The sequence below is a fragment of the Rhizobium sp. 01N447_2 genome (assembly GCF_056399245.1).
On sequence record NZ_JBFTQY010000007.1, the window covers coordinates 91,649 to 117,876 of the forward strand.

At 60.2% G+C, this 26,228-nt stretch carries 24 protein-coding genes; 9 read left to right on the forward strand and 15 right to left on the reverse strand.

The features are described from left to right. Nucleotides 1-13 precede the first annotated feature (13 nt). The 8 genes from AC1ECN_RS06265 to AC1ECN_RS06300 form a co-directional block, all read right to left on the reverse strand. The gene (locus tag AC1ECN_RS06265) at nt 14-1,462 is read right to left on the reverse strand and encodes a M20 family metallopeptidase (protein ID WP_130673978.1); all 1,449 of its coding nucleotides are present in this window, start codon (nt 1,460-1,462) and stop codon (nt 14-16) included. Between the two features lie 134 nt (nt 1,463-1,596). After that, nucleotides 1,597-3,141, reverse strand: a complete 1,545-nt coding sequence (locus tag AC1ECN_RS06270) for an ABC transporter substrate-binding protein (RefSeq protein ID WP_477952504.1) — start codon at nt 3,139-3,141, stop codon at nt 1,597-1,599. Nucleotides 3,142-3,166: 25 nt separating this feature from the next. Further along, complete coding sequence (locus tag AC1ECN_RS06275; protein ID WP_130673976.1) at nt 3,167-4,030, reverse strand: serine hydrolase; 864 nt, start codon at nt 4,028-4,030, stop codon at nt 3,167-3,169. Nucleotide 4,031: 1 nt separating this feature from the next. After that, complete coding sequence (locus tag AC1ECN_RS06280) at nt 4,032-5,660, reverse strand: ABC transporter ATP-binding protein (protein ID WP_130673975.1); 1,629 nt, start codon at nt 5,658-5,660, stop codon at nt 4,032-4,034. Beyond that, nucleotides 5,657-6,475: an ABC transporter permease gene (locus AC1ECN_RS06285; RefSeq protein WP_017992060.1), complete on the reverse strand. Its 819-nt coding sequence runs from the start codon at nt 6,473-6,475 to the stop codon at nt 5,657-5,659. The genes AC1ECN_RS06280 and AC1ECN_RS06285 overlap by 4 nt, the downstream gene beginning before the upstream one ends. Beyond that, a complete protein-coding gene (locus AC1ECN_RS06290; RefSeq protein WP_130663496.1) occupies nt 6,472-7,416 on the reverse strand; it encodes an ABC transporter permease in 945 nt (314 codons plus the stop codon). The genes AC1ECN_RS06285 and AC1ECN_RS06290 overlap by 4 nt, the downstream gene beginning before the upstream one ends. Nucleotides 7,417-7,594: 178 nt before the next feature. Then, on the reverse strand, nt 7,595-8,500 hold the full coding sequence (locus AC1ECN_RS06295; protein ID WP_024320070.1) for a LysR family transcriptional regulator: 906 nt from the start codon (nt 8,498-8,500) through the stop codon (nt 7,595-7,597). Between the two features lie 37 nt (nt 8,501-8,537). Beyond that, nucleotides 8,538-9,512, reverse strand: coding sequence for a LysR family transcriptional regulator (locus AC1ECN_RS06300; protein WP_197726613.1), 975 nt, complete (start codon nt 9,510-9,512; stop codon nt 8,538-8,540). Nucleotides 9,513-9,551: 39 nt separating this feature from the next. Here AC1ECN_RS06300 and AC1ECN_RS06305 point away from each other — a divergent pair, with 39 nt between their 5' ends. Then, the gene (locus AC1ECN_RS06305; protein WP_130673973.1) at nt 9,552-10,916 is read left to right on the forward strand and encodes an MmgE/PrpD family protein; all 1,365 of its coding nucleotides are present in this window, start codon (nt 9,552-9,554) and stop codon (nt 10,914-10,916) included. 79 nt (nt 10,917-10,995) lie between these two features. Here AC1ECN_RS06305 and yghX read toward each other — a convergent pair whose 3' ends face one another. Beyond that, nucleotides 10,996-11,883 (reverse strand): YghX family hydrolase, encoded by an 888-nt coding sequence (yghX, locus tag AC1ECN_RS06310; protein ID WP_130657308.1) that lies wholly within the window; start codon nt 11,881-11,883, stop codon nt 10,996-10,998. A 329-nt stretch (nt 11,884-12,212) separates the two neighbouring features. On the opposite strand from yghX, the gene AC1ECN_RS06315 reads away from it, so the two are divergent. From AC1ECN_RS06315 to AC1ECN_RS06335, 5 genes are all read left to right on the forward strand, one after another. Continuing rightward, nucleotides 12,213-13,370: a Gfo/Idh/MocA family protein gene (locus tag AC1ECN_RS06315; protein WP_024320074.1), complete on the forward strand. Its 1,158-nt coding sequence runs from the start codon at nt 12,213-12,215 to the stop codon at nt 13,368-13,370. 13 nt (nt 13,371-13,383) lie between these two features. Continuing rightward, complete coding sequence (locus AC1ECN_RS06320; RefSeq protein WP_024320075.1) at nt 13,384-14,268, forward strand: carbohydrate ABC transporter permease; 885 nt, start codon at nt 13,384-13,386, stop codon at nt 14,266-14,268. Further along, nucleotides 14,265-15,122, forward strand: coding sequence for a carbohydrate ABC transporter permease (locus tag AC1ECN_RS06325; RefSeq protein ID WP_477952508.1), 858 nt, complete (start codon nt 14,265-14,267; stop codon nt 15,120-15,122). Before AC1ECN_RS06320 ends, AC1ECN_RS06325 begins: the two co-directional genes overlap by 4 nt. Nucleotides 15,123-15,195: 73 nt before the next feature. Next, nucleotides 15,196-16,401 carry an ABC transporter substrate-binding protein gene (locus tag AC1ECN_RS06330; protein WP_018071213.1) on the forward strand — a complete coding sequence of 402 codons (1,206 nt, stop codon included), beginning with the start codon at nt 15,196-15,198 and terminating at the stop codon, nt 16,399-16,401. 202 nt (nt 16,402-16,603) lie between these two features. Further along, nucleotides 16,604-17,737, forward strand: coding sequence for an ABC transporter ATP-binding protein (locus tag AC1ECN_RS06335; RefSeq protein ID WP_477952510.1), 1,134 nt, complete (start codon nt 16,604-16,606; stop codon nt 17,735-17,737). 312 nt (nt 17,738-18,049) lie between these two features. Here AC1ECN_RS06335 and AC1ECN_RS06340 read toward each other — a convergent pair whose 3' ends face one another. The 3 genes from AC1ECN_RS06340 to AC1ECN_RS06350 form a co-directional block, all read right to left on the reverse strand. Next, nucleotides 18,050-19,159 carry a sulfite oxidase gene (locus AC1ECN_RS06340; RefSeq protein ID WP_477952512.1) on the reverse strand — a complete coding sequence of 370 codons (1,110 nt, stop codon included), beginning with the start codon at nt 19,157-19,159 and terminating at the stop codon, nt 18,050-18,052. A gap of 393 nt (nt 19,160-19,552) precedes the next feature. Then, entirely contained in the window at nt 19,553-19,930 is a 378-nt protein-coding gene (locus tag AC1ECN_RS06345) for a hypothetical protein (RefSeq protein ID WP_024320078.1), read from the reverse strand. Between the two features lies 1 nt (nt 19,931). Then, nucleotides 19,932-20,381: a cupin domain-containing protein gene (locus AC1ECN_RS06350; RefSeq protein ID WP_075225678.1), complete on the reverse strand. Its 450-nt coding sequence runs from the start codon at nt 20,379-20,381 to the stop codon at nt 19,932-19,934. Nucleotides 20,382-20,481: 100 nt separating this feature from the next. Between AC1ECN_RS06350 and AC1ECN_RS06355 the strand changes: the two genes are divergently transcribed. Beyond that, entirely contained in the window at nt 20,482-21,465 is a 984-nt protein-coding gene (locus tag AC1ECN_RS06355) for a LysR family transcriptional regulator (protein ID WP_024320080.1), read from the forward strand. A 274-nt stretch (nt 21,466-21,739) separates the two neighbouring features. Here AC1ECN_RS06355 and AC1ECN_RS06360 read toward each other — a convergent pair whose 3' ends face one another. Genes AC1ECN_RS06360 through AC1ECN_RS06370 form a run of 3 tightly spaced genes read right to left on the reverse strand, consistent with a single transcriptional unit; the run spans nt 21,740 to nt 24,829 of the window. Next, nucleotides 21,740-22,840 carry a D-TA family PLP-dependent enzyme gene (locus AC1ECN_RS06360; protein ID WP_130673972.1) on the reverse strand — a complete coding sequence of 367 codons (1,101 nt, stop codon included), beginning with the start codon at nt 22,838-22,840 and terminating at the stop codon, nt 21,740-21,742. Further along, entirely contained in the window at nt 22,841-24,316 is a 1,476-nt protein-coding gene (locus tag AC1ECN_RS06365; protein ID WP_477952514.1) for a M81 family metallopeptidase, read from the reverse strand. Between the two features lie 30 nt (nt 24,317-24,346). Then, nucleotides 24,347-24,829 (reverse strand): hypothetical protein, encoded by a 483-nt coding sequence (locus AC1ECN_RS06370; protein WP_130673970.1) that lies wholly within the window; start codon nt 24,827-24,829, stop codon nt 24,347-24,349. A gap of 111 nt (nt 24,830-24,940) precedes the next feature. On the opposite strand from AC1ECN_RS06370, the gene AC1ECN_RS06375 reads away from it, so the two are divergent. Both AC1ECN_RS06375 and AC1ECN_RS06380 read left to right on the forward strand, forming a co-directional pair. Then, nucleotides 24,941-25,330 carry a RidA family protein gene (locus AC1ECN_RS06375; RefSeq protein WP_024320083.1) on the forward strand — a complete coding sequence of 130 codons (390 nt, stop codon included), beginning with the start codon at nt 24,941-24,943 and terminating at the stop codon, nt 25,328-25,330. Between the two features lie 21 nt (nt 25,331-25,351). Next, complete coding sequence (locus tag AC1ECN_RS06380) at nt 25,352-26,215, forward strand: MurR/RpiR family transcriptional regulator (protein WP_018071221.1); 864 nt, start codon at nt 25,352-25,354, stop codon at nt 26,213-26,215. Nucleotides 26,216-26,228 lie beyond the last annotated feature (13 nt).

Here is a 26,228-nt window from a genome sequence, read left to right on the forward strand (position 1 = left end):
TCTCAGCGCGGAGTTACCGGCTATGAACCGATGCAGGCATCACATCGTCGGGGATCGGGCACACATAGGCTTTGCCACTGGTCTTTTCCCGCCACTCGGCCGTCGCGGCTGCCAGGAGGTCGGATGACGACATCAATGCGAGCCCCGTGGTCGCAAGCGTCTTGGCCGCATGCGCCATGGCCTTGTGCGCGGCCGGGCTTTTTCCCTGCGCGACGACCTGCCAGGTATGGGGATTGGTGCCGATCGCCCAGGCTGGCGCCCAGCATTGCGCGGTCGGCGTCACCCAGCTGACGTCGCCGACGTCGGTCGATCCGGCCCGGAAATGCGATTGTCCCTCGAAATCGCGCAGACCGGTGTGCAAGGGCGTCGAGCCATCGACCTTGGCGTTGGAGAATACGTCGCCCTTGATCTGGTAGAGGCGGATGCTGCTCCTGATCGCTTCCTGCGAGAAGGTTTCCTGGATCTTCCGGGCGAAGGCCATGTCGGCATCGTCGAAGGCTATCGGCCCGAGCGTGACCATGTTCTCGTGCATTGCCGTTTCGAGCGTGATGTTGGGAAGAAGGTTCGTCGAGGCGGTGTCGAACACGATCTCGACCGCGGTTTCGGTCATCATCGCCGCACCTCGTGCAACTTTCTCGACGCGCCCTGCAAGCTCAAGCGCCTGTGGCATGTCAGGCGCCCTGATCAGATAGAGAACCTCGGCGCTGGCCTGCACGACATTGGCGGCCCTGCCGCCGGTGTCGGTGATCGCGTAGTGAACGCGACAATCCTGCGGCATGTGTTCACGCAGGAAATTGACGCCGACATTCATGAGTTCGACCGCATCGAGCGCCGAACGGCCGAGATGGGCGCTGTTGGCAGCATGTGCCGCGACACCCCTGAAGCGATAGTAATATTCGAGAACGGCAAGATTGTTCGTTGAACGAACACCGTTGAACGGAGCCGGATGCCAGGTCAGGGCGGCATCGACGTCATCGAATGCGCCGGCGCGAACCATGAAGGTCTTGCCGGAGCCGCCCTCCTCCCCCGGGCAGCCGTAATAGCGCACCGTTCCGGGCAGGTTGTTCGCCTTGAGGTGGCCGGCAAGCGCAACCGCCGCCATCAGCGATCCGACGCCAAGCAGATTGTGCCCGCAGCCGTGACCGGTTGCTCCCGCCGCCTCGGGAAGAGGCTCGGCCACGTCGGCGGCCTGGCTCATTCCGGCCAGGGCATCGAATTCGCCGAGGAAAGCAATCACCGGCTTGCCGCTGCCGGATTCGCCGATGAAGGCCGTTTCCATGCTTGCCACGCCGCGGCGCACGGCAAAGCCGTTTTCCTCGAGTGTCCTTGCCAGCAATTGCGACGAGCGCCGCTCCTCGAACTTCAACTCCGCGAAATCCCAGATACTGTCGCTGAGAGCGATATAATCCGGCTTCATCTTTTCGATCGTCGCGGCAATGGAGCCGATCGCGTCAAGATTCATGGCATTTCCTCGCTGTCTGTCCTGCCGCCACAKGGACGTGTTGCACCGGATCCGGCAGGACTGCCTGCCGGATCTCCTGTTGACTGTCGAAGCGGGATGGCGGCGCCCGACCTACCGGGCGCGGCAGTTCAGGCTCAATTGTCGAGCGAAACTTCCCAAAGACGGGCATTCGATTGCCAGACGGGCTGGCCCTTCAGCTTCTTGGTCGCGCCCCAGACATCGACCATGTCATAGAGAAAGATGCCCGGCATTTCCTTGAGCATCAGCGTGTGAAACTCGTCGAAGATCGCCTGACGCTTTGTCTGGTCGGCTTCCGCATAGGCGGCCTTCATCAACTCGACGGCCTTCGGGTCATCCCACATCAAGGAAGCGTTCTTGTCCTTGTTGCCGACATAGAAGCCGTACATCAGCGCCGGATCGAGGCGCGGCGCGACCGATTGCGAGATGATCTGGTAGTTGCCGGACCGGCGGCGATCGACCTGCGTCGCATAGTCGAGCACCTCGATCTGCACATTGAGACCTGCCTGCTGCATCATGGCCTGCGCCATCACCGCGGCCGGGAAGCTTGGCACGTTGCTGCGCTTGTTGGCGATGATCGTAATCGGCTCGCCCTTGTAGCCGGCCGTCGCAAGCTCTTTCTTCGCGGCCTCGATGTCGTAGGGCAGACGCTCCTTCTGGACATCGTCGAAATAGAGCGAGTCTTGCGAAACCATCGAACCGTTGGCTGCGCCGGTGCCATTGGAGGCGGCCTCGACGAGCTGGTCGAGATCGAGTGCCATCGCCATGGCGCGACGCACGCCGGGATTGCTCAGAACCTTGTCGCGCGTCTGGATGTAGAAAAGGTTTTTGCCGTTGTTGCGCGCCACGATCAGCTGCATCGTGTCGCTCGTCTTGAATTCGGGAATGAGATCCGGCGAAATCTCGGCGGTGTCGAGCACGCCGGACTGAAGGCCGGCCTTTACGGTCGAAGCATCGGGAATGACCATGAACTTGATGCCATCGACGAGAGGGCGCTTGGAACCGACCATGCCGTCGGGCTTGCCGTCATTCTCTGGCGAGACATAATCGTCGAACTTGGCGAGATGGATATACTCGCCCTTCTTCCATTCATCCCATTTGAAGGGACCGGTGCCGATCGGCTTGATGAAGCTTCCGTCCGCGCCGACCGATTCCGGGGAAATCATCCCGGTGTAACCGCATTCAGGGCGCGACATCAGGCCAAGGAAAACTGCGGATGGCTTTTCCAGCGTGATGCTGACTGTGGAAGCATCGACTGCCTTGACCCCCGTAACATGCACGGAGYCGCTGCCGTCGAAGTCGGGAAGGCAGGTCCATTTCGTTTCGGGCTTGAGATAACGGTTCCAGTTCCACACGACGTCATCGGCGGTCAATGTCTTGCCGTTGTGGAATTTGACGTCGTCACGCAGTTTGAAGCTGTAGCTCAGCCCATCCGCCGAGACTTCAAAACTCTTTGCCAGCAGCGGCTTGACCTCGCCGTTGTTGGCATAGCCGACGAGTCCCTCGACGATATGCAGGATGACGCCATCGGTATTGCCGTCGCGATTGACGCCCGGATTGTTGCTGCGCAGATCGGAACTTTGAGCCACGACGATGTCGCGGGCGTCGACCACGCCGGTCATCGCCATCAACATGGTGCCTGCAAGAAGAAGCTTGTGCATTGTTCTACCCTCTTTTTATGGATTGTTAGGATCGGAGTTCATCCCAGCAGGCGCGCGAAAGCCTGCCGATGGTTTCAAGCGCGACCGTGTAGCCAGGGGTGCCGTCCGGCATTTCCTGCGGCACCTCGTCGGTATAGGCGGCGATGATGTAGAAGGGGGAACCCTCGCGATAGACGATACCGGCATTCATGCGGCCGCGCTTTCCCGTGCCGCCCTTGTGGGCGACGAGCACACCGAAGGGCAGCCGGGAGGGAATGGCATAACGCAGGATCTGGTTCTTCAGGGTTTGAAGCGCGTAAGCGCTGAGCGCCTGCGAGCAGCCGAGCCGGTCTGCGGCTTCCCGCGAATCCTGCGCATCCAGGATGGTCTGCAGCAGATAGACCTGATCCCGCGCCGTCGTCGTGGTGACGGCTTTCAAAGAATGATCGGGCGACAGCGCCAAGGGCGGGATGAGGAAGCGATGGTTGGTGCCTGACATGCCGATCGACTTGCAATAGCTGTCGACCTCTTCGAGCGTCAGCCTTTCGAACACCATCTTGGTGCAGACATTGTCGCTCAGCACCATCATGCCGGTGATGGCATCGCGCAGCGATATGACGATACCGGGCGTCAGATAGCGGAACATCCCGCTCGCCACTTCCTCGGCGAAACGTTTTTCGTAGGTGATCGGTTCGTCCAGATCCAGGCGGCCTTCATGGGCGGCCTTCAGGGCTGCCATCATGATCGATGTCTTTCGGGTACTGGCGGAGGGGGTTTCCTCGTCCGCGCCTCTGCCGATCGTTTCGCCGCTGCCAAGCGCACGCACCAAGAAGCGCGTTACGAAAGGCTGGGCATCGCAGATCGCGTTCAATCGCTCCGCGAGCTTTGCGGATTCAATCATCGTCGTCATGTCAGTTCTCCAGGCGCCATTTGAGGATCACGCCGCCCTGAGCATTGTGGTCCAGAGCGGGGATGGCCGAGAGAAGCCTTTGCGTATAGGCCTCCTTCGGGCTGTCGAAAACCGTATCGCGGTCGCCCTCTTCGATGATCCGGCCGTCCTGCATGACGACGACGCGATCGGCCACCTGTTCGACCACGCCGAGATCGTGGCTGATGAACAGGCAGGAAAAGCGGTAGCGTTTTTGCAGATCGGACAGGAGTTCGAGCACCTGCGCCCGGACCGTCACGTCAAGCGCCGATACCGGCTCGTCGGCGATCAGGAATTTCGGCCGGCGCGCAATGGCCCGGGCAATCGCCACGCGCTGACGCTGGCCGCCCGAAAGCTCATGCGGATAGCGCCCGGCGTAGTCGGCCCCAAGGCCGACCTCCTCCAGCGTCTCCAGGGCGCGCTTGCGCTTAGCCATGGCGTCGAGATCGGGAACGAGCCGCAACGCTTCTTCCACAAGCGCGAGGATGGTCATGCGCGGATTGAGCGAGGAATAAGGATCCTGAAAAACCATCTGGCAATTCAGCCGATAGTCCATCCAGTCGTCGTTGCGGCTGCGTCCCTTGAACCGGATATCGCCTTCGCTCTCGCGGACCAGCCCGGCAATGGTGCGGCCGAGCGTGGTCTTGCCGGAACCCGAACCGCCGACCAGTGCCACGACTTCGCCCTCGTGGATATCGATGCTGACGCCATGCAGCGCCCGTTTCGGCGTTGCCTTCTTCATCAGCGACCGCCGGCCCGCATAGTCGACGACAATATCCCGCGCCGAAACCATCGGCGCCTTGGTCTTGTCGATCGTCCGCGTCTCTCCGCGGAACGGCAGGGAGGAAAGCAGCTTCTTCGTATAGGCACGCTGCGGTGCGTCGAGCAGATCGGCGGTGCGCCCTTCTTCGACGATCACGCCCTTTTCCATGACGACGATGCGGTTCGTGTAGCGGGCAACCATCGGCAGATCGTGACTGATCAGCAGCACGGCGGTGCCTTCTGCCTGCGTCAGCTCCACCATCAATTCCATGACATCGCGCTGGATCACGGCATCGAGCGCGGTCGTCGGCTCGTCGGCGATCAAGAGCGCCGGTTTCAGCAGCATGACGGATGCCAGCATGATGCGCTGGCGCATGCCGCCCGAGAATTCGTGCGGATAGGCAGTGAGCGCCCCGGCGGGATCGTGGATTCCGACCCGGTTCAGCATGTCGAGGATCCGGCTGCGCCGCTCTTCCTTCGAAAGTTTCGTATGCAGCTGCAGCCCTTCTTCGAGTTGGCGGCCGACGGTCATCGAGGGATTGAGCGAGGTCATCGGCTCCTGGAAGACGACACCGACTTCTGCACCACGCAATTGGCGCAATTGCGCGCCGTTCATGGAAAGCACGTCGCGTCCCTTGTAGGCAACGGAGCCGCCGATCACCTTGATGGGCGCCGGCAGCAGCGAGATCAGGGCGCGTGTTGCCAGCGTCTTGCCCGATCCGCTTTCTCCGACGATGCCGAAGATCTCGCCGGGCGCGATGTCGAAGCTGACGTCCTTGACAACCTGCACACCGGTTCCGGTGACCTGAAGCGACAGGTTGCGGACATTCAAAAGCGTTCTATTGGTCATTTCAGCCCCCTCATCCGCGGATCAAGCTTGTCCCGAAGAGCGTCGCCCAGAAGATTGATGCCGAGGAGCGTCAGGGCGATCGCCAGGCCCGGGAAGAGACCCAGCCAGACCGCCTGCTCGATGAATGGCCGGCCGGCGGCCAGCATGTTGCCCCAGGTCGGTGCCGGTGGCGGAACGCCGAGGCCGAGAAAGCTGAGCGCGCTTTCGGAAAGGATCGCCCAGCCGAACATCGAGGTCGCCAGCACGGTGATCGGAGCGATGCAATTGGGGAGGATATGGCGGAACATGGTGTAGAGCTCGCCATTGCCCATCACCTTGGAGGCCTCGATGAATTCCCGCTCGCGCAGTGACAGGACGGCACCCCGGACAACGCGGGCCATGGAGGGAGAATAGGCAATGCCCAGCGCGAAGATGATGCCATATTGGTTGGCGCCGAAGACGGCGAGCAATCCCAGCGCCAGAAGGATGCCCGGAAAGGCAAGAAGCGCATTGTTGACGGCCATGATGACCGCATCGATCCAACCGCGGGCGTAGCCGCTGACGAGACCGATCAGCGTGCCGCAGACCGTCGCGAATGTGACCGTCAAGGTGCCGATCCAGACGCTCGCCCGGGCGCCGACGATCAGGCGGCTGAGCACGTCGCGGCCGAATTCGTCGGTTCCGAGCCAGTGGGCGCTGCTTGGTGCCGCCAGCCGTGCCGTGAAGCCGAGCTTCATCGGATCATAGGGGGTCCAGAAAAGGCCGATCGCAGCGGAGATCAGCAATGCGGCAATCAGAATGCTGCCGATGAAGCCGTTGAACGTGACGTTTTTCATTCGGCGACGACCCGCGGATCGAACAGGGGATAGAGCAGGTCGACGACCAAATTGACCAGCACATAGGATAGCGAGACGAACAGCAGGCAGCCCTGGATCACGGGGTAATCGCGGGCAAAAATGCTGTCGACCATCAGTCGCCCGAGCCCCGGAATGGTGAAGACCGTCTCGATGACGGCAATGCCGCCGAGCAGATTGCCGAGGATCAGACCGATGACTGTCCAGGTCGGGCCGAAGGCATTCTTGAAGGCGTGCCGCCAAAGGACGGCGCTTTCGGAAAGACCCTTGGCCCGGGCGTGGGTGATATAGTCGAGACGCAGCACTTCCAGCGTCGAGGCGCGTGCCATGCGGATCAACACACCCATCTCGTGAATGACCAGGGTCATGATCGGCAGCACGAGGTAGACCAGGCCGCCGGTAACGTTGCTGCCTATCGAGACATAGCCCAGGACCGGTAACCAGCCGAGTTTCAAGCCGAAGAAAAGCAGAAGCAGGAGTCCGAGCCAGAATGTCGGGATCGACAGCAGGATCGTGGCCGTGCCGACCAGCGCCAGGTCCGTCAGACTGTTCTGCCGCCAGGCGGCGATGACACCCGCCGGCACGGCGATGAGGCTCGCCAGAAGGACGGCGACGACAACGATTTCGGCGCTGACCAGAAAGCGTGATGCGACGAGCGGCAGAACCGGCTCGTCATTGACGATCGAGCGGCCGAAATCACCCTGGACGACATTGGCGGTCCAGATCAGGAACTGTTGCGGCAGCGATTTGTCGAGGCCGAGTTCCGAGCGCATCGCCGCGATCTGCTCCGGCTCAGCCATATCGCCCAGCATCAGTGCCGCCGGATCGCCGGGTATGAAGCGAATCAGCGTGAAGACAGTCACCGAGACGAGGGCGATCGTCGGCAATGCCATCAGCAGGCGGTTCAGAACGAATTTCAGCATTTTTGTTCCCCGCGATGGGCAACGGACAGTACCCGGCGCCATCGGTTTCGTTGCTGCAGACTATGATCGAATGAAGAAATATCCGCAATATTATGCGATTCTGTCATAAGTCTATGCGGAATATGACCGCAACCAAAGCGGCTGCGTTGGTGTAAGAGTTCAGGCTAAAAATTTGATTTTAAATGTCTTTTTGCGAAAGCTTAATCTGTCGCTTTAAGGCATCGCTCAGAGCATGGGCGGCAATCGAGAGTGGCGTCCCAACCGCCCTCGCCAATCCGAATTCCTGGGTCGCGCGTGGCACGAAAGGACGGTGGACCACCGGCAGATGGCGATAGAGATTTGCATAAAAGCTGCTGATGATCGTGACCCCGAGGCCATGCGCGACGTAGGAACAGGCGGAACTGTTGGTATGCGTCTCGATCTTGACGATCTGCTTGATGCCGGCCCGTCGGAAGGTCTGGTCGAGCGCCATGCGGTTCGGCCGTTGGCGGCCGATCAGAATGAGAGGAACGTCGCGCAAATTCCTGACCGTGATTTCCTCCAGTTTCGCAAGAGCATGATCCTTCGGAACGACGCAGACGCTTTCGCCGGTGGCGACGCGCTCGACCTCGATGCCCGGTCCGCTCTCGCCCTCCATGCGCAGAAAGCCGAAATCGATCACCCGCTGCTCGACGAGCTTGTTGATCGCGGTCGTCGTCTCGAAGAAGGTTTCGATCCGCACACCTGGGAAATCGCTGATGTAATCGGCCAGCATTGCCGGCGCGAAATGCTCCCACATGCTGCTCGGCAGGCCGATGCGGACGATCTCCGGGCCGGCGGCGCCGCTTCTTAAGTCCTCCGCGTGGCCCGACATCCGATCGACCGCGAGCAAGATGTTTTCGGCATCGCGGGCAAGAAGCAGGGCCTCGGGGGTGGGGATGAGACGGCCTTTGTCGCGCACGAAAAGCGACATCGAAAGGTCCGCCTCGAGCTGCTGCAGGAGGCGGCTGACGCCGGACTGACTGAGCCCCATCGTCTTTGCCGTGGCAATCGTCGACCCTGTCGCCAGAAGCGTGCGCAGGACTTCCAGTTGCTTGATATTCATGTGTTTGCGATCCCCCGGGACGGTTCAGGCACCGTCATCATGCCCAGTCCGAAATGCTTTGAAGGAAGAGGCTGGCGGCCTTGGGCATCGGAAATTTCTCGCCGCTGATCAGCGCGTAGGCAACCGGCAGTTCCGGTTCGAGCGGAATGAACTGCAGCGGCAGCGTCGCATATTCGCGGGCGATGATCTCGCCGACCAGCGCAATGCCGAGCCCCTGCGCGGCCAGCGCGCAGGCACTCGCCACCGAATGCGCTTCGAGCAAGGGGCGTTGGCGGATGCCGGCCTTGTAGAACAACGCCTCCAGCTCATGGCGAACCGGTCGCTCCCTGTTCAGCATGATCAGATCCTGCCCCTTCAGATCGCCGACCGACAATTGCCGGCTGCCGGCGTTCGGATGATCGTTGTGCAGGACGCAAATGATCCGCGACGACAGGATCTTCTCCTGTTTCAATCCCGGGCTCATCAGCGGCAGACGCGCGAAGCCGAGATCGGCCTCGCCGTCGGCCACCATCCGTTCAATTGCCAGATAGCTGCCGGATGCGACTTCGACGCGCATCGGACCATTCGCTGCAAGAAAGTACTTCACCAGCTTCGGAATGCGCGTCGAGGAAAGACTGGAGGGAAAGGCGAGCCGCAGCATGATCTCGCGCGATCGACCGCTCTCGAGCTCCATCGCCGCCGTTTTCAAGGCGCGCAGCCGGTCTGAAATGGCACGGATTTCCGGGCCGAGCTGCAGCCCCTCGCGGGTCGGTTGAAGCCGGTTCTTTTCCCGGTCGAAAAGCCGGACGCCGAGATAGTCTTCCAGTTGCTGCAATAAGCGGCTGGCATTCGATTGCGAGATACCAAGCTCGACGGAAGCGGCGATCGTCGAGCCTGTCGCGGCGATGGCGTCATAGGCTTCGATATGCTTCAGGCTGATCGCCGCACTCGTGTCGCGCGCCATTCTATCTCCAATGTCGATAGCCCTACCCGCAAACCGCATAAGATTGCGGACCTGCGGAAAGTTGAACATTTTCCGCTGAGAACCAAACTCACGGAAAGACTTTCGTCAATGGCCACCATTCTCCGGAAGATCGCGGAACAGGTCCTGTCGCGAACGACGTTCTCGAACGTCGCCATGGACCGGGCAAGAGATGCTGTGGTGGACACGATCGGCTGCATGATTGCAGGCAGTGGCGATGAAAGCGTTGCTGCGCTCACCCGCGCCTTCGACCGGGAAATCGCCGGAGGCGGCAAAGCGCGGCTCATCACCGGCGGCTCCGCCTCGCCCTCTTTCGCCGCACTCATCAACGCAACGGCGGCTCATGCGCTCGATTTCGATGACAATTTCCATCCGGCAAGGGCGCATGCTTCCGCGGTGCTGGTGCCGGCGCTGCTGGCGGTTCTGACGAGCGGCAAGGTGACAAGCGGAAGACGGTTTCTCGAGGCCTACCTGGCCGGGCTGGAAGCGCAGGCGGCTGTCGGCTTTGGCGTCAATCCCTCTCACTACAACAGGGGCTGGCACGCGACGGCGACGGTCGGCAGCATCGGGGCCGCGGCTGGCGTGGCACGGCTTCTCGGCGCCGACGAAGAGAGCCTAACCGCGGCGATGAGCCTCGCGACGAGCTTCGCCTGCGGCCCGAAAGGGCAATTCGGCACGAGCGCCAAACCGCTTCATGCCGGCATTGCAGCGCGCAATGCCGTGGACGCGGCGCGCATGGCGCTTGCGGGCATGAGCGGACGGGCGGATATCCTCGAACGGCCGCAAGGCTTCCTCGATCTTTTCGGGGGCGATGATGCCAAGGGCTGGGACGACCTGACATTCGAGAAGGAGCATATCATCGAAAGCCGGGGCGTGGTGACCAAGCGCCATCCCTGCTGCGCCTCGACCCATCGCGCAATCGACGCGCTTCTGGATCTGAAGCAGGAGCATGGGCTTTTGGCGGGCGACATTGCCAGRATCGAGGCGAAAGTCGGCATATCCGCTGTCCGCAACCTCGCTTATCCCGACCCTGCCGACGAGATGCAGGCACGCTTCTCGATGCAGTATTGCCTGGCGACAGCTTTCCTCAAAGGCTCCCTTAGCCTTTCGGATTTTACACGGCAGGAGATTGGGCGGCCGGAAATCCGGGAATTCATGCCGCGCATCGACATGCGGTCCTATTCGGCTGATGAGGAAAAAGGCGTGGAGCGCCTCCCGCATGTCGTCACGGTCATGATGCGCGACGGGCGCATTTTGAACAAATCCCGCTTGCATGCGAAGGGATCGCTCGAAGCGCCGATGAGCGTTCATGAACGTGAAGTCAAATTCATCGACTGCTTGCGCTGGGGAAGTCGGACTGCGTCCGGCGCCTTCTTCCTGCAGCTTCGCAAGCTTGCCGATGTTGAAAACCTGTCTGGCGACGATCTCTTCTGGAGCCTGATTGCAGACCGTTAGTCGCCTTGACAAGCCGTGGGGACGGACAGGCGGCGGGGAACGCCTCCCCGGCCGCATCATCGTTCAGGCGGCAGCCTTCTCAGGCGAGGTATTTCGTAAACCAGTCGACCGTTCGCTGCCAGGCGAGCTTGGCTGCTGCTTCGTCGTAGCGGGGCGTGGAATCATTGTGAAAACCGTGATTGACGTCAGGGTAGATGTAGGCCTCAAATGTCTTTCCAGCTGACTTCAGCGCAGCTTCATAGGCCGGCCAGCCTTCGTTGATTCCCTTGTCCAGCCCGGCATAATGGAGAAGCAGTGGCGCCTTGATCTTCGGCACGTCTTCGGCGCGCGGCTGCCTGCCGTAAAAGGGCACGGCTGCGGCAAGTTCCGGATAGGCCACCGCCGCGGCGTTGGCGACGCCGCCGCCATAGCAGAAGCCGGTGATGCCGACCTTGCCGGTGGTGAGATCGCTGTGCATCAAAAATTCGACCGCCGCGAAGAAATCGTTCATCAGCTTTTCCGGGTCGACCTTCTGCTGCAGGTCCCGCCCCTTTTCATCGTTGCCGGGGTAGCCTCCGACCGACGTGAGCCCATCGGGCGCAAGGGCTATGAAGCCTGCCTTTGCCACGCGCCGCGCCACATCCTCGATATAGGGGTTCAGACCTCTGTTTTCGTGAACGACCACCACGGCCGCGACTTTGCCGGCGGCTTTTGCAGGGCGGACGAGATAGCCGCGGACATCTCCATTTCCTTTTGGCGAGGGATAGGTGATGTATTCGGCTGATATATCGGGATCGGTGAACTCGACCTGGGTCGCCAGCGCATAGTCGGGGCTCAGTGACGCAAGAATGGCGGCTGCCGTGACGCCGCCGACAGCGAATTTGCCGGCCCTGTCGAGAAACTCGCGCTTGGTAATTCTCCCGTGCGCGTAATAATCGTAGAGTTCGAGAAGTTCCTGAGGGAAATCCTTGGCTGTCATGCGGGTCATGATGGCTCCTCCTTGCCTTCGGGTCTCGCACTATCCTACACACGTAAACTCGCGGCTCTTTTCAACATTTCGCGAGTTCTGCGTGAGCTTGCCGGGGCGATCGTTGGCTGCGCCAACAGTCGCTGAATTCGCCGCCCCGGCGTCAAGAGATGCGGCCTATTCCCTTTGGCAATCGGCGTCCGGCCGGTCGCAGCCAGCAATCGACCGCCGGCTACCGATCTATGAAAATTAATTTCATGCTCGCGCTTTGAGGCCCGTTTTCTATTGACGCCTCGCGATTTTTGTCCCAACTTAAAGAAAATAAATTACTAAATGGGAACTTGATCGGCATGAAAGTGGGAATCATCGGGCTAGGATTCCGGCTCGGCTATCTCGGCTATGTTTTCAAGGCAATCGATAGCAGCTTCGACATTGTAGGCTATGTGGATCCGGAACCAGCCGGACTTCCCGGATTGACGGAAAAGGGAATTTCGGTCGGCAAGGCCTATGGTTCGCCGGAGGAGCTCCTTGCCTCCGAAAAGCTCGATCTCCTGATGATCGGCTCCCCCAATCACCTGCATCTCGACCACATCAGGCTCGGACTTCAAGCCGGTCTCAAGGTCTTCTGCGAAAAGCCGATCGTCACCACGATCGCTGAAAGCATCGAACTTGCCCATCTGATGGCAAAATTCGGCCACGAGCGACTGATGGTCGGTCTCGTCTTGCGCTATTCTCCTCTTTATAAGGATCTCCGCGCTATCCAGGCCGAGGGCAAGCTTGGTCAGATCGTGTCGATCGAGGCCTCCGAACATATCGAGCCTTATCACGGTGCCTTCTTCATGCGCGACTGGCGCCGCTATGAGCGCTATTCCGGCAGCTTCATGCTGGAGAAATGCTGCCACGACCTCGATCTTTACAATGGTGTCGCCGGCGCAAGGCCGGAACGCGTCGCAAGTTTCGGTGGCCGCAAGAGCTTCATTCCGGCAAACGACCCGGCGCGCGAGGGCATCAACGACCTCGAGCTTTTCCACCGCAAGCCGAGCGGGTGGATGGGATCGGACAAGGTCTTCGACAGCGATGCCGATATCATCGACTATCAGGTGGCGATCGTCGAATATGCCAATGGCGTCGGCATGAACTTTCACACCAATCTGAATGTGCCCGATCAATTCCGCCGTTTTGCCATCATGGGTTCGCGCGGCATGGCCGAAGGCGATTTCGTGCGCGGCTATCTCGACGTTCACGAACAGCTGACCGGCAACAAGATTGTCGAAAACAAATATGCCGCCACCGAGCTCTCCCAGCACTACGGCGCCGATGAACAGATGGCGAGCGATCTGCTTGAAAGCGTGCGCACCGGGCTCGAACTTCCTGTTTCCACGCTGAATGCGCTCGAAGCCGGTATCCTCGCCTTGGCGATGGACGAAGCGAGGATGAAGAAAGCGGTCATCGATCTGCGTCCCATCTGGGACCGCTTCGACGAAGCCCTTCACGCAAGAGCGGCTTGAGGAGGGCGGCAAGATGAGTGTTCAAAGAAGCACCTTCATCTTCGCTTGCATCCTTCTTCTTCCGGCTGTGCTCTATGTTCTGGCGATCGTCGCCTATCCGCTGGTCGATACCTTCATTCTCTCCTTCACCGATGCATCCCTTAAGAAGACCACCAATTGGGTCGGCTGGGTCAACTACGAGAAAATCTTCAACGAGCGGTTTGCAGAAGTCATCATCCGTACGTTCATCTGGACATTCTTCTCGGTCGCCCTGAAAATGGTGATCGGCACTTTCGGTGCGACCATGCTGAATGCCGCGGTCCCCGGCCGCTCGCTGTTCCGGCTTTTGACCATGCCGCCATGGATCGTGCCGATGGCGATCGGCATCTTCATGTGGGGCTGGATGTATAATGGCCAGTTCGGGATGATATCAGGCATGTTGCAGCGCTTCGGTCTCGTCGACGGTCCGGTCGCCTTCCTCGCCTATGGAAGCACCGCTTTCTGGGCAACGATCGTCACCGACGTGTGGATCGGCGTGCCGCTGGTGACGATCTACTTCCTGGCCGCGATCCAATCCATTCCGAAGGATCTCTACGAGGCCGCCTGGACCGACGGCGCCGGCCGCTGGTACCGCTTCCGCCGCATCACGCTGCCGCTGATGGTTCCGGCGATCATCACCATGTCGATGCTGTCGCTGATCGCCACCTTCAACTCGTTCGACATCATCTGGATCCTGACGCAGGGCGGACCGAGCGGCGAGACCACGACGATGATCATCGATACCTATCAGACCGCGATCGGCTCGAAGAAATACGGTGAAGGTGCCGCGCGCGCCGTTTTGATCTGCATCTTCCTGTCGCTCTTCTGCTTCGCCTATTTCCGCGTCACCCGCCGTCTCAACCCGGAGAAGCGCGCATGAGCAATGCAGCCATGATCGACCGTTACCGCTGGTGGGAAATCATCCTGATCTATTGCGGCATCGCGCTGTTTCTTTTCTTTGTGCTGTCGCCCTTCGTCGAAGGTTTCCTGGTTTCGCTGAAGCCGCTCAGCCRGCTCTTCTCTTCGCCCTACCGCTTCTGGCCGGAGAACGGCTCGTTTGAAGCCTATCGGACGATGTGGATCAGCGTGCCGGGCTTCGGGCGCTATATTTTCAACTCGTTCTTCATCTCGATCATCGTCACGCTGATCGTGCTCTGCCTCGTCATTCCGGCGGCCTATGCCTTTGCGAAGTTCGAATTCAAGGGCATGGGGATCCTGCTCGGCGCGTTCCTGACGGTGAACATGTTCTCCGGCGCCGTGCTGTTGATCCCGCTCTTCCGGCTGATGCGCAGCATCGGCGTGCTCAACACCTATCTCGCCATGATCGTGCCGGGCGTCGCCTTCTTGATTCCGTCGGCGATCTGGCTGCTGCGCACTTACATGATCCGCATTCCACAGGAACTCAACGAAGCGGCCTACATGGATGGCGCCAGCCATTTCTATACGCTTCGCCGTGTCATCCTGCCCATTGCGATGCCGGGGATTATCGTCGTCGCCATTACCACCTTCATCGGCGCTTACGCCCAGCAATTCATCTTCGCGCTGACGTTCAACTCGAAGACCGAATACATGCCCTTGCCGGTGGGGCTCTTTGCTTACTTCGGCAAGCAGGAGGTCATCTGGAACGAACTGATGGCGGCTTCCTTCGTCGGTATCGCGCCGGCAATGGTCGTCATCTTCTTCCTTCAGCGCTACCTTGTCGGCGGGCTGACCGCCGGTGCGGTGAAACAATAAGACCAAAAAACGAGTGAACAGCTAACACAAGAATGGGAGTCACGACGTGAGCATTACCATCAAGACAGGCCTTATGGCGCTCGCCCTGCTCGGTTCGACGGCACTGACCGCCGTCACTGCCCAGGCGGCCGACAAGGAAATCAGCTGGATCTATTGCGGCGACACGATCGACCCGGTCCACACCAAATACATCAAGCAGTGGGAAGAAAAGAACGCAGGCTGGAAGATCGCCCCCGAGGTCGTCGGATGGGCGCAGTGCCAGGACAAGGCAACGACGCTCGCCGCCGCCGGCACGCCGGTGGCGATGGCCTATGTCGGTTCGCGCACGCTGAAGGAATTCGCGCAGAACGACCTCATCGTTCCGGTGCCGATGACAGACGACGAGAAGAAGACCTACTATCCGCACATCGTCGACACGGTCACCTTCGAGGGCTCACAGTGGGGCGTTCCGATCGCCTTCTCCACCAAGGCGCTCTACTGGAACAAGGATCTCTTCAAGCAGGCCGGCCTCGATCCCGAGACGCCGCCGAAGACCTGGGCTGAAGAAATCGCGATGGCAAAGACCATCAAGGAAAAGACCGGCATTCCGGGCTACGGTCTCTCCGCCAAGACCTTCGACAATACGATGCACCAGTTCATGCATTGGGTTTACACCAATAATGGCGCGGTGATCGATGCCGACGGCAAGGTCACGCTCGACAGCCCTGAGATTCTTGCTGCGCTGAAGGCCTACAAGGATATCGTTCCMTACTCCGAAGAAGGTCCGACCGCCTACGAGCAGAACGAAGTCCGCGCCATCTTCCTCGACGGCAAGGTCGCCATGATCCAGGCAGGTTCGGGTGCGGCCGACCGCCTGAAGAAAACGAAGATCAGCTGGGGCATCACGACGCTGCCGCTCGGTCCCGACGCAAAGGGCCCCGGCACGCTGCTGATCACCGACAGCCTGGCGATCTTCAAGGGTTCGGGGGTCGAGGACAAGGCGACGGAATTTGCCAAGTTCATCACCTCGCCCGACGTGCAGTCGGAATACGAACTGCAGGGCGGCGCCGGTCTCACTCCCCTGCGTCCGTCAGCCAAGGTCGACGAGTTCGTCGCCAAGGATCCTTACTGGAAGCCCTTGATCGACGGCATCAGCTATGGTGGTCCCGAGCCGCTCTTCACCGACTATAAGGGCTTCCAGAACTCGATGATCGAGATGATCCAGTCCGTGGTGACGGGCAAGGCCGAGCCGGAAGCGGCGCTCAAGAAGGCTGCTGGCGAAGTCGAGGCGTTCAAGTAAGCTTTTTGGGCCCCTGGGATCGCGGACGGCAACAGMCCGCGATCCCTTCCCTACAGCGCCGTGCGTCTGTTCCACAGCCGCAAGGAAACGCTGTAACACTTTGAATTGCTGCATAATTTCATCTCTAAATCGAATCCGATTTAGGGAATATGCAGGAACGATGATCGAATGTGCGACGAAGGCCGCCGGTGGAGACAGATTTTTGGGAYAGCTCTTTCTCAACAAAGTTCAGAAGTTCTATGGCGACTACGAAGTTCTGAAGGGCGTGCAGCTCGATGTGAAGAACGGCGAATTCGTCGTCTTCGTCGGCCCGTCAGGCTGCGGCAAATCCACCCTGCTGCGCATGATTGCCGGTCTCGACGCGACGAGCGCGGGCGACATCGTTATCGATGGTATCAGGGTCAATGACCTGCCGCCGGTCAAGCGCGGCATCGCCATGGTGTTCCAGTCCTACGCGCTTTACCCGCACATGACAGTCTTCGAGAACATCGCCTTTCCGCTTCGCGTCGAAAGGATGGAAGAGGAAAAGCTCAAGGCCAAGGTAGAAAATGCAGCGCGCATCCTTCACCTCGAACAGCGGCTGCAGCAGAAACCCGGTATGCTTTCCGGCGGCCAGCGCCAACGCGTCGCGATCGGCCGCGCGATCGTGCGCGAACCCAAGATATTCCTGTTCGACGAGCCGCTGTCCAACCTCGACGCGGCGTTGCGCGCCGACATGCGCATCGAGCTTGCCAAGCTGCACAGGCAGTTGAAGGCGACGATGATCTATGTGACGCACGACCAGGTCGAGGCGATGACCATGGCCGATCGTATCGTCGTGCTGGATTCCGGTGATATCTCCCAGACGGGGGCGCCGCTGGAGCTTTATCACAAGCCCGCGAACCAGTTCGTCGCCGGTTTCATCGGCAATCCGAAAATGAATTTTCTTCCTGTGACCTGTAAAAGCGTCAGCGCCAATGGCGTCGAGGTGGATTATCAGGGCCAGACAGCCCTTTTGCCCGTGGCGCCGCGCGACGGCATTGTCGGCAAGGCTTTGACGCTCGGCATCCGGCCGGAGCATATCCAGCTTAACGGCGGCGATATCGTCTTTACCGTGACGCCGACGGTTATCGAGCGCCTCGGGGCAAATACGGTCGCTTACGCCTCGCTCAACGGAGAGGCCGAAAATTTCTGCGCCATGCTGCCGGGCAGCGTCGGCATCCGCGCGGACGTGCCGGTTGCAACCGGCATCAATGCCGCAGATTGCCACCTCTTCGACGAGGCGGGCATAGCTTTCGAGCGGCGCGTGGAACTGACCGAAATCGATATGAACGTGATCAATCCGACGGCGGCCTGAGCCGACTGGCCCTGTTTCGGCGGTTCGTCCTGCCAGGGGTCGGATTCGGCTAGGCGCGAATGACACCCCAAGCAATTACGGCTGCCCGCCGGCATGATTTCGGGGTGCTTCTCACTCCACGAACGTCTTTGGACAATCTCCTGCAGATAGCAGAGTCCGGCCCGCGAAGGTGCCTGTTGCTCCAGTTGCTGCTGGTAAATCCAAGATCGGTGGTAAGCGGTAGGATCAGCCTTCCGCCATTGTTGAGCCGGTCCAGCCAGATACCTGCTGGTCGAGTTGCGCCGGCCTTCATATTCCACCCCATGCGGGTGATTAGATCACGAATTCCTCCTCGTACGTCTGTGGCTCGGGAACGACCGTAACCTCCACCGGAACGATCCAATTGGCTGCGTAGCTCTCGCAGTCGGAACGCTGGAGCTCGGGCTGCACGCACCCCGCCCCATCGATCGCGCGACATCGCAGTATATATTGCCCCACTTCTTCAGGGGTCCACATGTACTCCCACAAGCGCCATGCAAAGGGACGTTCTGTTTCGAGGAGCCTTCCCTCGCGCCAGCCCCTGCCATCTCCGGTGCAGACCTGCACCTGCCGGATAACAGCCTCTCCGCTCCAGGCGGCTCCGAAAATCCGGTACGGTTGGCCGGCGATGAGACGCGCCCCCTGTACGGGACGCGCGATCTGCGCTTTGACCTCCATCTCCGCAAGGGGGACCAGCCTGGGTTCCCCGAGGCTGCGCTCCCAACGGAAATAGTCGCGCGCCTGCCAGTAGCCAAGGAACGGTTGCTCCACAACCGTGATATCAGTGATCCACTTGACCCAAGCCATGCCGAACCAGCCACCCACGACCGCGCGTAGCGGGTAGCCGTGATCGCGCGTCAACGGCTCCTCGTTCATCGAATAGGCAAGGATCGTGCTGTCAGCGATGGCCTTCTCAAGCGGTAAACTGCGCGCAAAAGCGATGGGGCCGGGAGAAGCCGTTTTCTTGTTTGTGTCGACGACGCCGCTGTCGGCGCCTGCGAGAAGTACCTCACGTKCGGTTCGTTTAACGCCCGCCATTTCCAAAATCTCGCGCAGAAGAACACCTGTMCACGCGGCATTGCCGACGGCTCCGTTCTGCCACTGCAACCCCTCCTTCGGCGGCTCATAGTAGACGCGCCCGTTCCCTGCACACTCGACGACGGCGGTGAAAGTCGTGCTCCGCATCGCCTTGATGCTGTCGAGGTCAAGTTCGATCGGCCGCTCCACCGCCCCGCCAACGCGCAATCTCCAGTCTCGCGCATCGAGGTCCGGCGACGGGAAATGGTTTCGCACGAAGAACAGCTCGGTTGGGATCAGCCAATCGGAGAGCGACGCAAACGGAAACTCGATGTTCTGTGGGGATTTCTGTCGAACTATTAGACTGGGTTGCTGTGGTGTCGGCATCGTCCTCGTCTCCCCTTTCAAGAGCACAACGTGGGCTCTCGGTTGCGCGAATTCCGGTACGATCACACCGTCCCTCGCAGTGCGTCCGTCGCATTCCGCCTTCAGGCCGCATTCTAGCACATACCGCACGTTCCTCGGATCGACCTCGAACGGCAGCAAAGGGGCCGACGGCGGTCTTGACCGCTTTGCGCCCTTATGTCGGACATTGAGATTTTTTAGCCGCACCCGCAAAGCGGACATTTGCCCGAACTGGCGAGACAGCAGGTGATGCCGCCACAGGACCTCTGGCAATCGGACGGCAGTTCTCGCGGCGTTCGGTCCCCTTCTCTTATAATGCCCGGAGGCTAAACCAAGCCTTTTGACCGCGGGCGTTGCGAAGCCCGCGGTCAGTCGTCACGCCTCTGCACCAAATCCGTGGCGGGCAACGGTCACCAGAAACAGCAGCATCGAGGCCAAAGTCAGTATCGCGCCGGCACTCGCCAGAGCGGGCGGACCTCCGGCCATGACCATGGCAATACCTGGGACCATGAGAGCGACACCGAGGATGGCAAGTCCGGCGTGAACGCGGGGAAGTATCCCCCGCGCTGCAGTGGGGGTCAGCCGGTAGTACAGGCCAAACAACGCCAGCGTCGTCCATCCCACCAGGTTGAGATGCGCATGGGCCGGCGCCAGCAAGTGGTCCTCGCTGATTGCCATCTGGATCCCCCAAACCATGCCAGAGGTGACACACACGACCGCCGCGAGAAAAAAGATAAAGGCGATGTCACGCATATCAGCCTCTCTGCGCCAGCCCGGGGCCGGTAAACTGCGAGCCATAGCGTGCCGCACATTCGGCAACCGCGGCGATGTCACGCGGTATTTGAAAACCGGCTGCGGCGACTTCTTCGAAAAAACCTTCAAAGCCACCCGGCGTCAGCACGGCGATGCAAACAGCGCCGTCGGGACCGGTGCGGAAGCTATGACGCTTGCCACGTGGGATATGCGCAGTCTCCATCGGACCGCGCCGAAACACGGTACCCTCAAGTTCGAAATCAATGACGCCTTCCAGCACAAGGAAAGTTTCGTCCTCGGCCTCATGGATGTGCGAAGGCGGGCCCTCAAGCGGGCCGGCAACGCCGTGGACGATGGACATGGCGCCTTGCGTTTCGGCGGAGGACAACAGGATGCGATAGGTGGTGCCGTTCCAGCTATGAGACTGCTGTGGCTGGGTATATACGTTCATGATACAGGGACCTTCGTGGTTGGTTGATCGGAAGGCCCCCGAAATAGCGCACCGCCGGGCTTGTGATAAATTGGATGATTATATCGACTGAATTGATCCCATGAATTTATCCGCCTTCGACCTTAACCTATTGAAAGTGCTGGATGCCTTGTTGCGCGAACGGTCTACCGTGCGCGCCGGGGAGCGGGTTGGCCTATCGCAGCCGGCCGTGTCGGCGGCCCTTGGGCGGTTGCGCGCCGCCTTCGGCGATCCACTGCTGATGCGTGATGGCCAGCAAATGCGCCCGACCGAATTTGCACTTGCTTTGGTGTTGCCGCTGACGCAACTGCTTGAGGATTCAAGCCGCCTCTTAAACCCGGCAAGCTTCGATCCGGTGAGTGCGGTGCAGACTTTCCGCATTGCAGCGTCGGATTTTTTCACCGAGATGATGCTACCCGGCCTAATGGCTAACCTGGAACAGCGGGCACCGGGCATTTCGCTGCGCTATACCGACTCGCTCAATCTTCAGACCATGGACGACCTACGAGAAGCCAGGCTGGATCTGATCTTGTTGCCTGCGGGCAATTTTTCGCCCTGGGTCGATTGGCGACCGATCTTTCATGCCAGTTACGTTGTTGTTGCGCGGCAGGATCATCCGGTTCTACGCCAGCACGGTGTTACGCCGGCGGCGGCGATGCCCGTCGAACTGTATTGCAGTCTGCGCCACGCCGCCTTCCGCGTCATCGAGATGGCGCCCGATCGAGAAACTGCCGCACTTGCTGCATTGGGCCTGCAACGTGAGGTCGTCCTCTCGGTGCCGACCTTTACGGCCGTCTTGCGGTCTGTGGCCGCGACAAACCTTGTCGGAATTGTACCGCGCCGGATGGCCGTGAAAGTGGCCATTGCAGAGGGGCTTGCCATTCATCCGCTGCCCTTTGCTTTGCCGCCAACACTGTTGGCAATGATTTGGCACCGGCGCAATTCAGCCTCCCGTGCACACACTTGGCTGCGCGATCAGGTCTCCGAAATACTCACGCCACTCGATGATCTTGAACAATCCAGCGTCGGTAGTTTGGTATTGGGAAGCGCTGGCAATCTCGATTGATTGCGGGCTAGGTTTGCGTCCCGTATCGAGCGCTATGGAACGGCTGCTCTCTCAATACTTAGAAGCCGAAAACCAACCGTCAGTTTCCGCCCCAAATCGGTCATCCGTCGGTGCTGAGCTGATGTCTGTTATTGGCGCAACGAAATCATCCGCCGCGTGCATGTCTTGCGATGTCAGCGACTGCATCCTTGCTGATACCGAGACCGCGGGCAATCAGCCAATCACTGCGGTCGTCGGTGATCAGGGCCACTTCGCCTTCAATCGGAACCGACCCCTACCAGACGAGGCCGCGGGCGGCGACTTCCTCGACGCGGGTGACGATGCCGCCCCGATGGAAGACCATCGTGTCGAACAGATTGGAAACCACGCATGTGTGGTTCGGGATGATGAACAGCTTCTGACCGATCTGCGGCCGGGGGCCGGTGCAGTTCGACAGGTCGATCACGCCGTGTTCTTCCGAGAGGCTGCTGATCCGCGCCTCGGGATAACCGACGATCAGCCCGTAATCGCTGAAACCCTGAAGATCCGATGTCAGCGCCTTCGACCCGGCATCGATGACGGCGCGGTCGGCGTTTGGCCGCGACACGACGGTCGCCAGCACATGCATGGCRCAATCGTCCTCGGTGCAATGGCCCATGCGCACCATCTGGCGATCATTATAGATATAGGTGCCGGCGCGGTGTTCCGTGGCCGATTTGACGAGATGCGCCTCGAAGAGGCTTGGCGTTCCGCCATTGCTGACAATCGGGCAGGTTATGCCTTCCGAAGTCAGCTGTTCGAGCGTCTCGGCGATGAAGGCTTCAACGGCGGCAGCCGATTGCGGTTTCGGATAGGTCACGATGCCGCCGAAGGTGAGGCCGTCGGCAGCGGCGATGCGCTTGGCGAGCGAGGCCGCCTCCCCCGGTGTCTGCACGCCGCAGCGGCTGCCGCCGGTATCGCATTCGACCAGCACGTTCAGCGGCTTGTGGCCGGAGAAATGTGCCGCGAGCCCGTCGACCGTCACTTCGCTGTCGGCGACGACCTTGAGGGCCGAAATTCTCTCGTTCAACTTGGCCAGCCGCTCGAGCTTCTGCGGTCCGAGGATGTTGAAGGTGATGAGGATGTCTTCGAAGCCGGCTTCGGCAAAGACTTCGGCTTCCGTCACCTTCTGGCAATTGATGCCCTTGGCGCCCGCGGCAACCTGCGCGACGGCGAGAGCCGGGATCTTGTGCGTCTTGATATGCGGGCGGAAGTTCAGCCCATGCTGATCCATATAGGATTGAACGCGGCCTATGTTTGCAGCCAGCCTGTCTTCGTCGATCACAGGACGCGGCGTCGAGAGATCGGCGATCCTGTCTCCTGCCTTGGCGACGACGGCAAACCGGTTGTCATGCATCTAGGCGGCTCCGCGTTCTAGTCCGTGTGGATCGGCGACGATCGGCCATATGGTCTTCGGTGCGCGCCGATACGGCGTCGTCGCCGGATTATTGGGATAGGGCGTTCCGGCGGAGCAGTAAAGGATCTCTGCCGCGATCTTCGAGAAGGACGCGAAGAAGTGGTTGGTGGATTTGATCACCAGGATCTTCTGTCGGGCGGGATCGATGCCCATCGCCGAAAAAAGGCTCGGATCGAAGCTTTGGGCGCGCGTCGAATTGAGGATGATGTCGAGGCCGTCAAGCACGATATGAGCGGCATCGCCGAAAGGTGCAAGGCTCTCGCCGAACTGCATCTCGGCATTCTTCACGAGCTTGACGATCTTGACGGTACCATCGACGGGATTGCCGGTGCCGGGCGCCGACTTGGCGCCGAAGCGCAGCGGAATTTCCGCCCCCTCGCCCGCCGCAAAACAGATCTGGACGGCCATCGGATCCCAGATGGTGCCGATCGCAGCACTCGTGACGCCGCGGGCGATCAGCTCTCCGAGGATGACAGTCGCGTCCCCTGCCGTGCCGCCACCCGGATTATCCCAGACATCGGCGATGACAACCGGCCAAGCGGTTGCGGCAAGCGCGCGCGTGACGGCTTCCTTCTCGTCGATCTGCGGAACCATGAAGGTGCCGCGCTTCGAAAACAGCTCGAGGCCGAGTTCGCGCGCCAAAGCCGCGCCCTTCTCCGGCTTATTGTCCGTCACGACAAGCAGCTTCGTTCCCATTTCGGGAACGTCGCCCACCATGAAACCGTGGATCACCGAGATCGACAGGATGTCAGGATCATCCGTCTCGATCTGCATGATCTTGTCGACGAAGGAACGCATGGGCTCGCGCGATGTCGGGAAGACGTCGATCATCTTGCAGTCGAACACCGACATATCAGGCTTGATCCGGCCTTCGAGCGTTTCGACCGTCATGCGCCAGAGATCCTCGGCGCGGTCGACGAAGTCCGTATGCGGAAACTCCTTGAAATAGACAGCGAAATCGAGCGCAGCGACGCGTTTTGCGGTGAGATGGCTGTGCGGATCGAGTTMGGCGCAGATGAGGACATCAGGCCCGACGATCTCCCGCATGCGCGAGAGAAGATCGCCTTCGGTATCCTCGTATCCGGCAGCCACCATGGCGCCATGCAGGCCCATGACAACGGCGTCGACAGGCATTGCCGCGTTGAGTTGCCCGAGGATTTCGTCACGCAATTCCTCGTAGGTCGCCCGGTTGACGAGGCCTGCGGGATCGGCCCAGGTGGCGGTTCCCTCAATCAGTTCCCAACCCTTTTCTCGGGTGACGCGCCTTCCGACGGTGATCGGCGCGGTGCAGAGCGTCGGCGTCTCGGGATGCTGGCCGGGCGGAGCATAAAGAGAGGCTTCGAATGCGCGACGATCCACGCAGATCGGGGAAAAGGTGTTGGTCTCGGTCGCCAGTGCTGCCGTGAAAATGCGCAAGAAAGTGGCCTTCGTATTGTCGGCCCCGCGTCAACCCATCGGGTTCGGCAGGTAGCCGGTGAAACCTGAGATCTTCCAGCGTCCTTCGTGAAGCCTGCAATAATAGAGCGTCTGCCATTGCATGACGTCTCGGGTGCCGTCAGGCTTGGAAATGCCGCCGTCGAATTTCTTGCGAACAAGCGCCATGTCGCCTTCGATTTCGATATCGTCCAGCGTCGTCGTGGTGAAGATCGCCGTGCGCGCATCTTCTGCGAAACTCTGTTTGGCGAAATCCTCTGCCTGCCTCAGCCATTCCTGGCGATAGGCCGACAGCGTCGGAAATGCGAGGCGCCACTTGTCGGGGCTGACTTCCTTTCGGCCGTCGATGCCGATGAAACCCTCTTCCACAAAGTCATGCTCGACCATCGACCAATCGGCGGCCAGAAAGGCATCGATATCGCGCGGAACGAGCATCTCCCAGATAGCGTGCCGGGCGCTGTCGGACGGGAAAGGATTCTTGAAAGGGTCGCGCATATCTGCCCCGGATTGAAATTCTTTTCATAAAACGTGTTTTTCACTGGTCAAATTCTGCTTTCTATGGTCACTTGTCAACTTATCAAGAAAATAATTTGCAAGGACTTCAGCATGCCCATCAAGCGCTATGGCACTGTTCAAACGGGCGCCGGCGGCAAGGCGCTGCCTTTCGCGCGGGCGGTCGAAGCCGACGGATGGCTGTATGTTTCCGGCCAGGTTGCGATGGAAGATGGCGAAATCATCGATGGCAACATCATTGCCCAGACCCACAAGACGATTGTCAATGTCCTGGCGATCCTCGACGAGGCCGGATACGGCGTCGAAGACGTCGTGCGCGTCGGCGTCTGGCTCGATGATCCGCGCGACTTCTGGACCTTCAATAAGATCTACCAGGAGTATTTCGGCGAACATCCACCGGCACGCGCCTGTGTGCAATCGTCGATGATGGTTGATTGCAAGGTTGAGATCGACTGCGTGGCCTATAAGAAGAAGGATAAATAGAGAACCATCGGGGGGACAGGCTTGGATATCTTTTCAACGCTGCAGGAAGACAAGGGTCGGCTCTCTCCCTCCGAGGGCCGCATCGCGGAGATCATCGTCAACGATTTCGAATTTGCCGTGAATGCCTCGATCATCGAGCTCGCGGAACGGGCCAAGGTATCACCGCCGACCGTCACCCGTTTTTGCCGGCGGCTCGGTTGCGAGAGCTTTTCCGACTTCAAGGTGCAGCTCGCTAGGACCGCCCATATCGGGGTGCGGTATCTGAAACCGGAATCGAAAAGCACTGATCCGGCCGATGTCGCACAGGATATCATCACCAAGGCCCAGAATGCGCTCTTTCTCCTGCATCGGTCGCTCGATCTTGCCGCGATCGAAGCCGCCGTTTCGCATATCGCCAAGGCCGATATGATCTATGCGTTCGGGTCGGGCGGCAATTCGTCGATGATCGCCGACGAGCTCCAGAACCGCCTCTTCCGTCTCGGGCTTCGCATCACGGCAAGTTCCGACCACAGCATGCAGCTAATGATGGCTGCCGCGGCAAAGCCGGGCGACGTGTTGATCGGCTCGTCCTTCTCGGGGCGCAATATGGAGCTGGTGCGGGCCTTCGAGCTTGCCCGCCAGACCAAGGTGAAGACGATCGCGCTCACCCAGACGGACAGCCCGGTTGCCAAGGCTGCCGAGATCGTCGTGCCGATCGATCTTCCCGAAGGCAGCAACATCTATCGCCCGACCTCGACGCGCATCGCCTACATCGCGACGGTCGATATCCTGTCGAGCCTTGTCGCCTACGCCGTTCAGCCAAAGGCGACGACCACGCTACGGCGCATCAAGCAACAGCTGGTCATTCACCGCGACGGCGACGACCGGCAATTGCTTGGAGATTGAGGTTCATGAACGG

Excerpts from the sequence above, each read along its gene's own strand:
- AC1ECN_RS06285 (WP_017992060.1), bottom strand. The coding sequence starts at position 6,475 with ATGAAAAACGTCACGTTCAACGGCTTCATCGGCAGCATTCTGATTGCC.
- AC1ECN_RS06370 (WP_130673970.1), bottom strand. The coding sequence starts at position 24,829 with ATGCGCGACCCTTTCAAGAATCCTTTCCCGTCCGACAGCGCCCGGCAC.
- AC1ECN_RS06280 (WP_130673975.1), bottom strand. The coding sequence starts at position 5,660 with ATGACCAATAGAACGCTTTTGAATGTCCGCAACCTGTCGCTTCAGGTC.
- AC1ECN_RS06375 (WP_024320083.1), top strand. The coding sequence starts at position 24,941 with ATGCCCATCAAGCGCTATGGCACTGTTCAAACGGGCGCCGGCGGCAAG.
- AC1ECN_RS06355 (WP_024320080.1), top strand. The coding sequence starts at position 20,482 with ATGAATTTATCCGCCTTCGACCTTAACCTATTGAAAGTGCTGGATGCC.
- AC1ECN_RS06295 (WP_024320070.1), bottom strand. The coding sequence starts at position 8,500 with ATGAATATCAAGCAACTGGAAGTCCTGCGCACGCTTCTGGCGACAGGG.
- AC1ECN_RS06315 (WP_024320074.1), top strand. The coding sequence starts at position 12,213 with ATGAAAGTGGGAATCATCGGGCTAGGATTCCGGCTCGGCTATCTCGGC.
- AC1ECN_RS06350 (WP_075225678.1), bottom strand. The coding sequence starts at position 20,381 with ATGAACGTATATACCCAGCCACAGCAGTCTCATAGCTGGAACGGCACC.
- yghX (WP_130657308.1), bottom strand. The coding sequence starts at position 11,883 with ATGACCCGCATGACAGCCAAGGATTTCCCTCAGGAACTTCTCGAACTC.
- AC1ECN_RS06300 (WP_197726613.1), bottom strand. The coding sequence starts at position 9,512 with ATGTTCAACTTTCCGCAGGTCCGCAATCTTATGCGGTTTGCGGGTAGG.
- AC1ECN_RS06275 (WP_130673976.1), bottom strand. The coding sequence starts at position 4,030 with ATGACGACGATGATTGAATCCGCAAAGCTCGCGGAGCGATTGAACGCG.
- AC1ECN_RS06320 (WP_024320075.1), top strand. The coding sequence starts at position 13,384 with ATGAGTGTTCAAAGAAGCACCTTCATCTTCGCTTGCATCCTTCTTCTT.
- AC1ECN_RS06265 (WP_130673978.1), bottom strand. The coding sequence starts at position 1,462 with ATGAATCTTGACGCGATCGGCTCCATTGCCGCGACGATCGAAAAGATG.
- AC1ECN_RS06345 (WP_024320078.1), bottom strand. The coding sequence starts at position 19,930 with ATGCGTGACATCGCCTTTATCTTTTTTCTCGCGGCGGTCGTGTGTGTC.
- AC1ECN_RS06290 (WP_130663496.1), bottom strand. The coding sequence starts at position 7,416 with ATGCTGAAATTCGTTCTGAACCGCCTGCTGATGGCATTGCCGACGATC.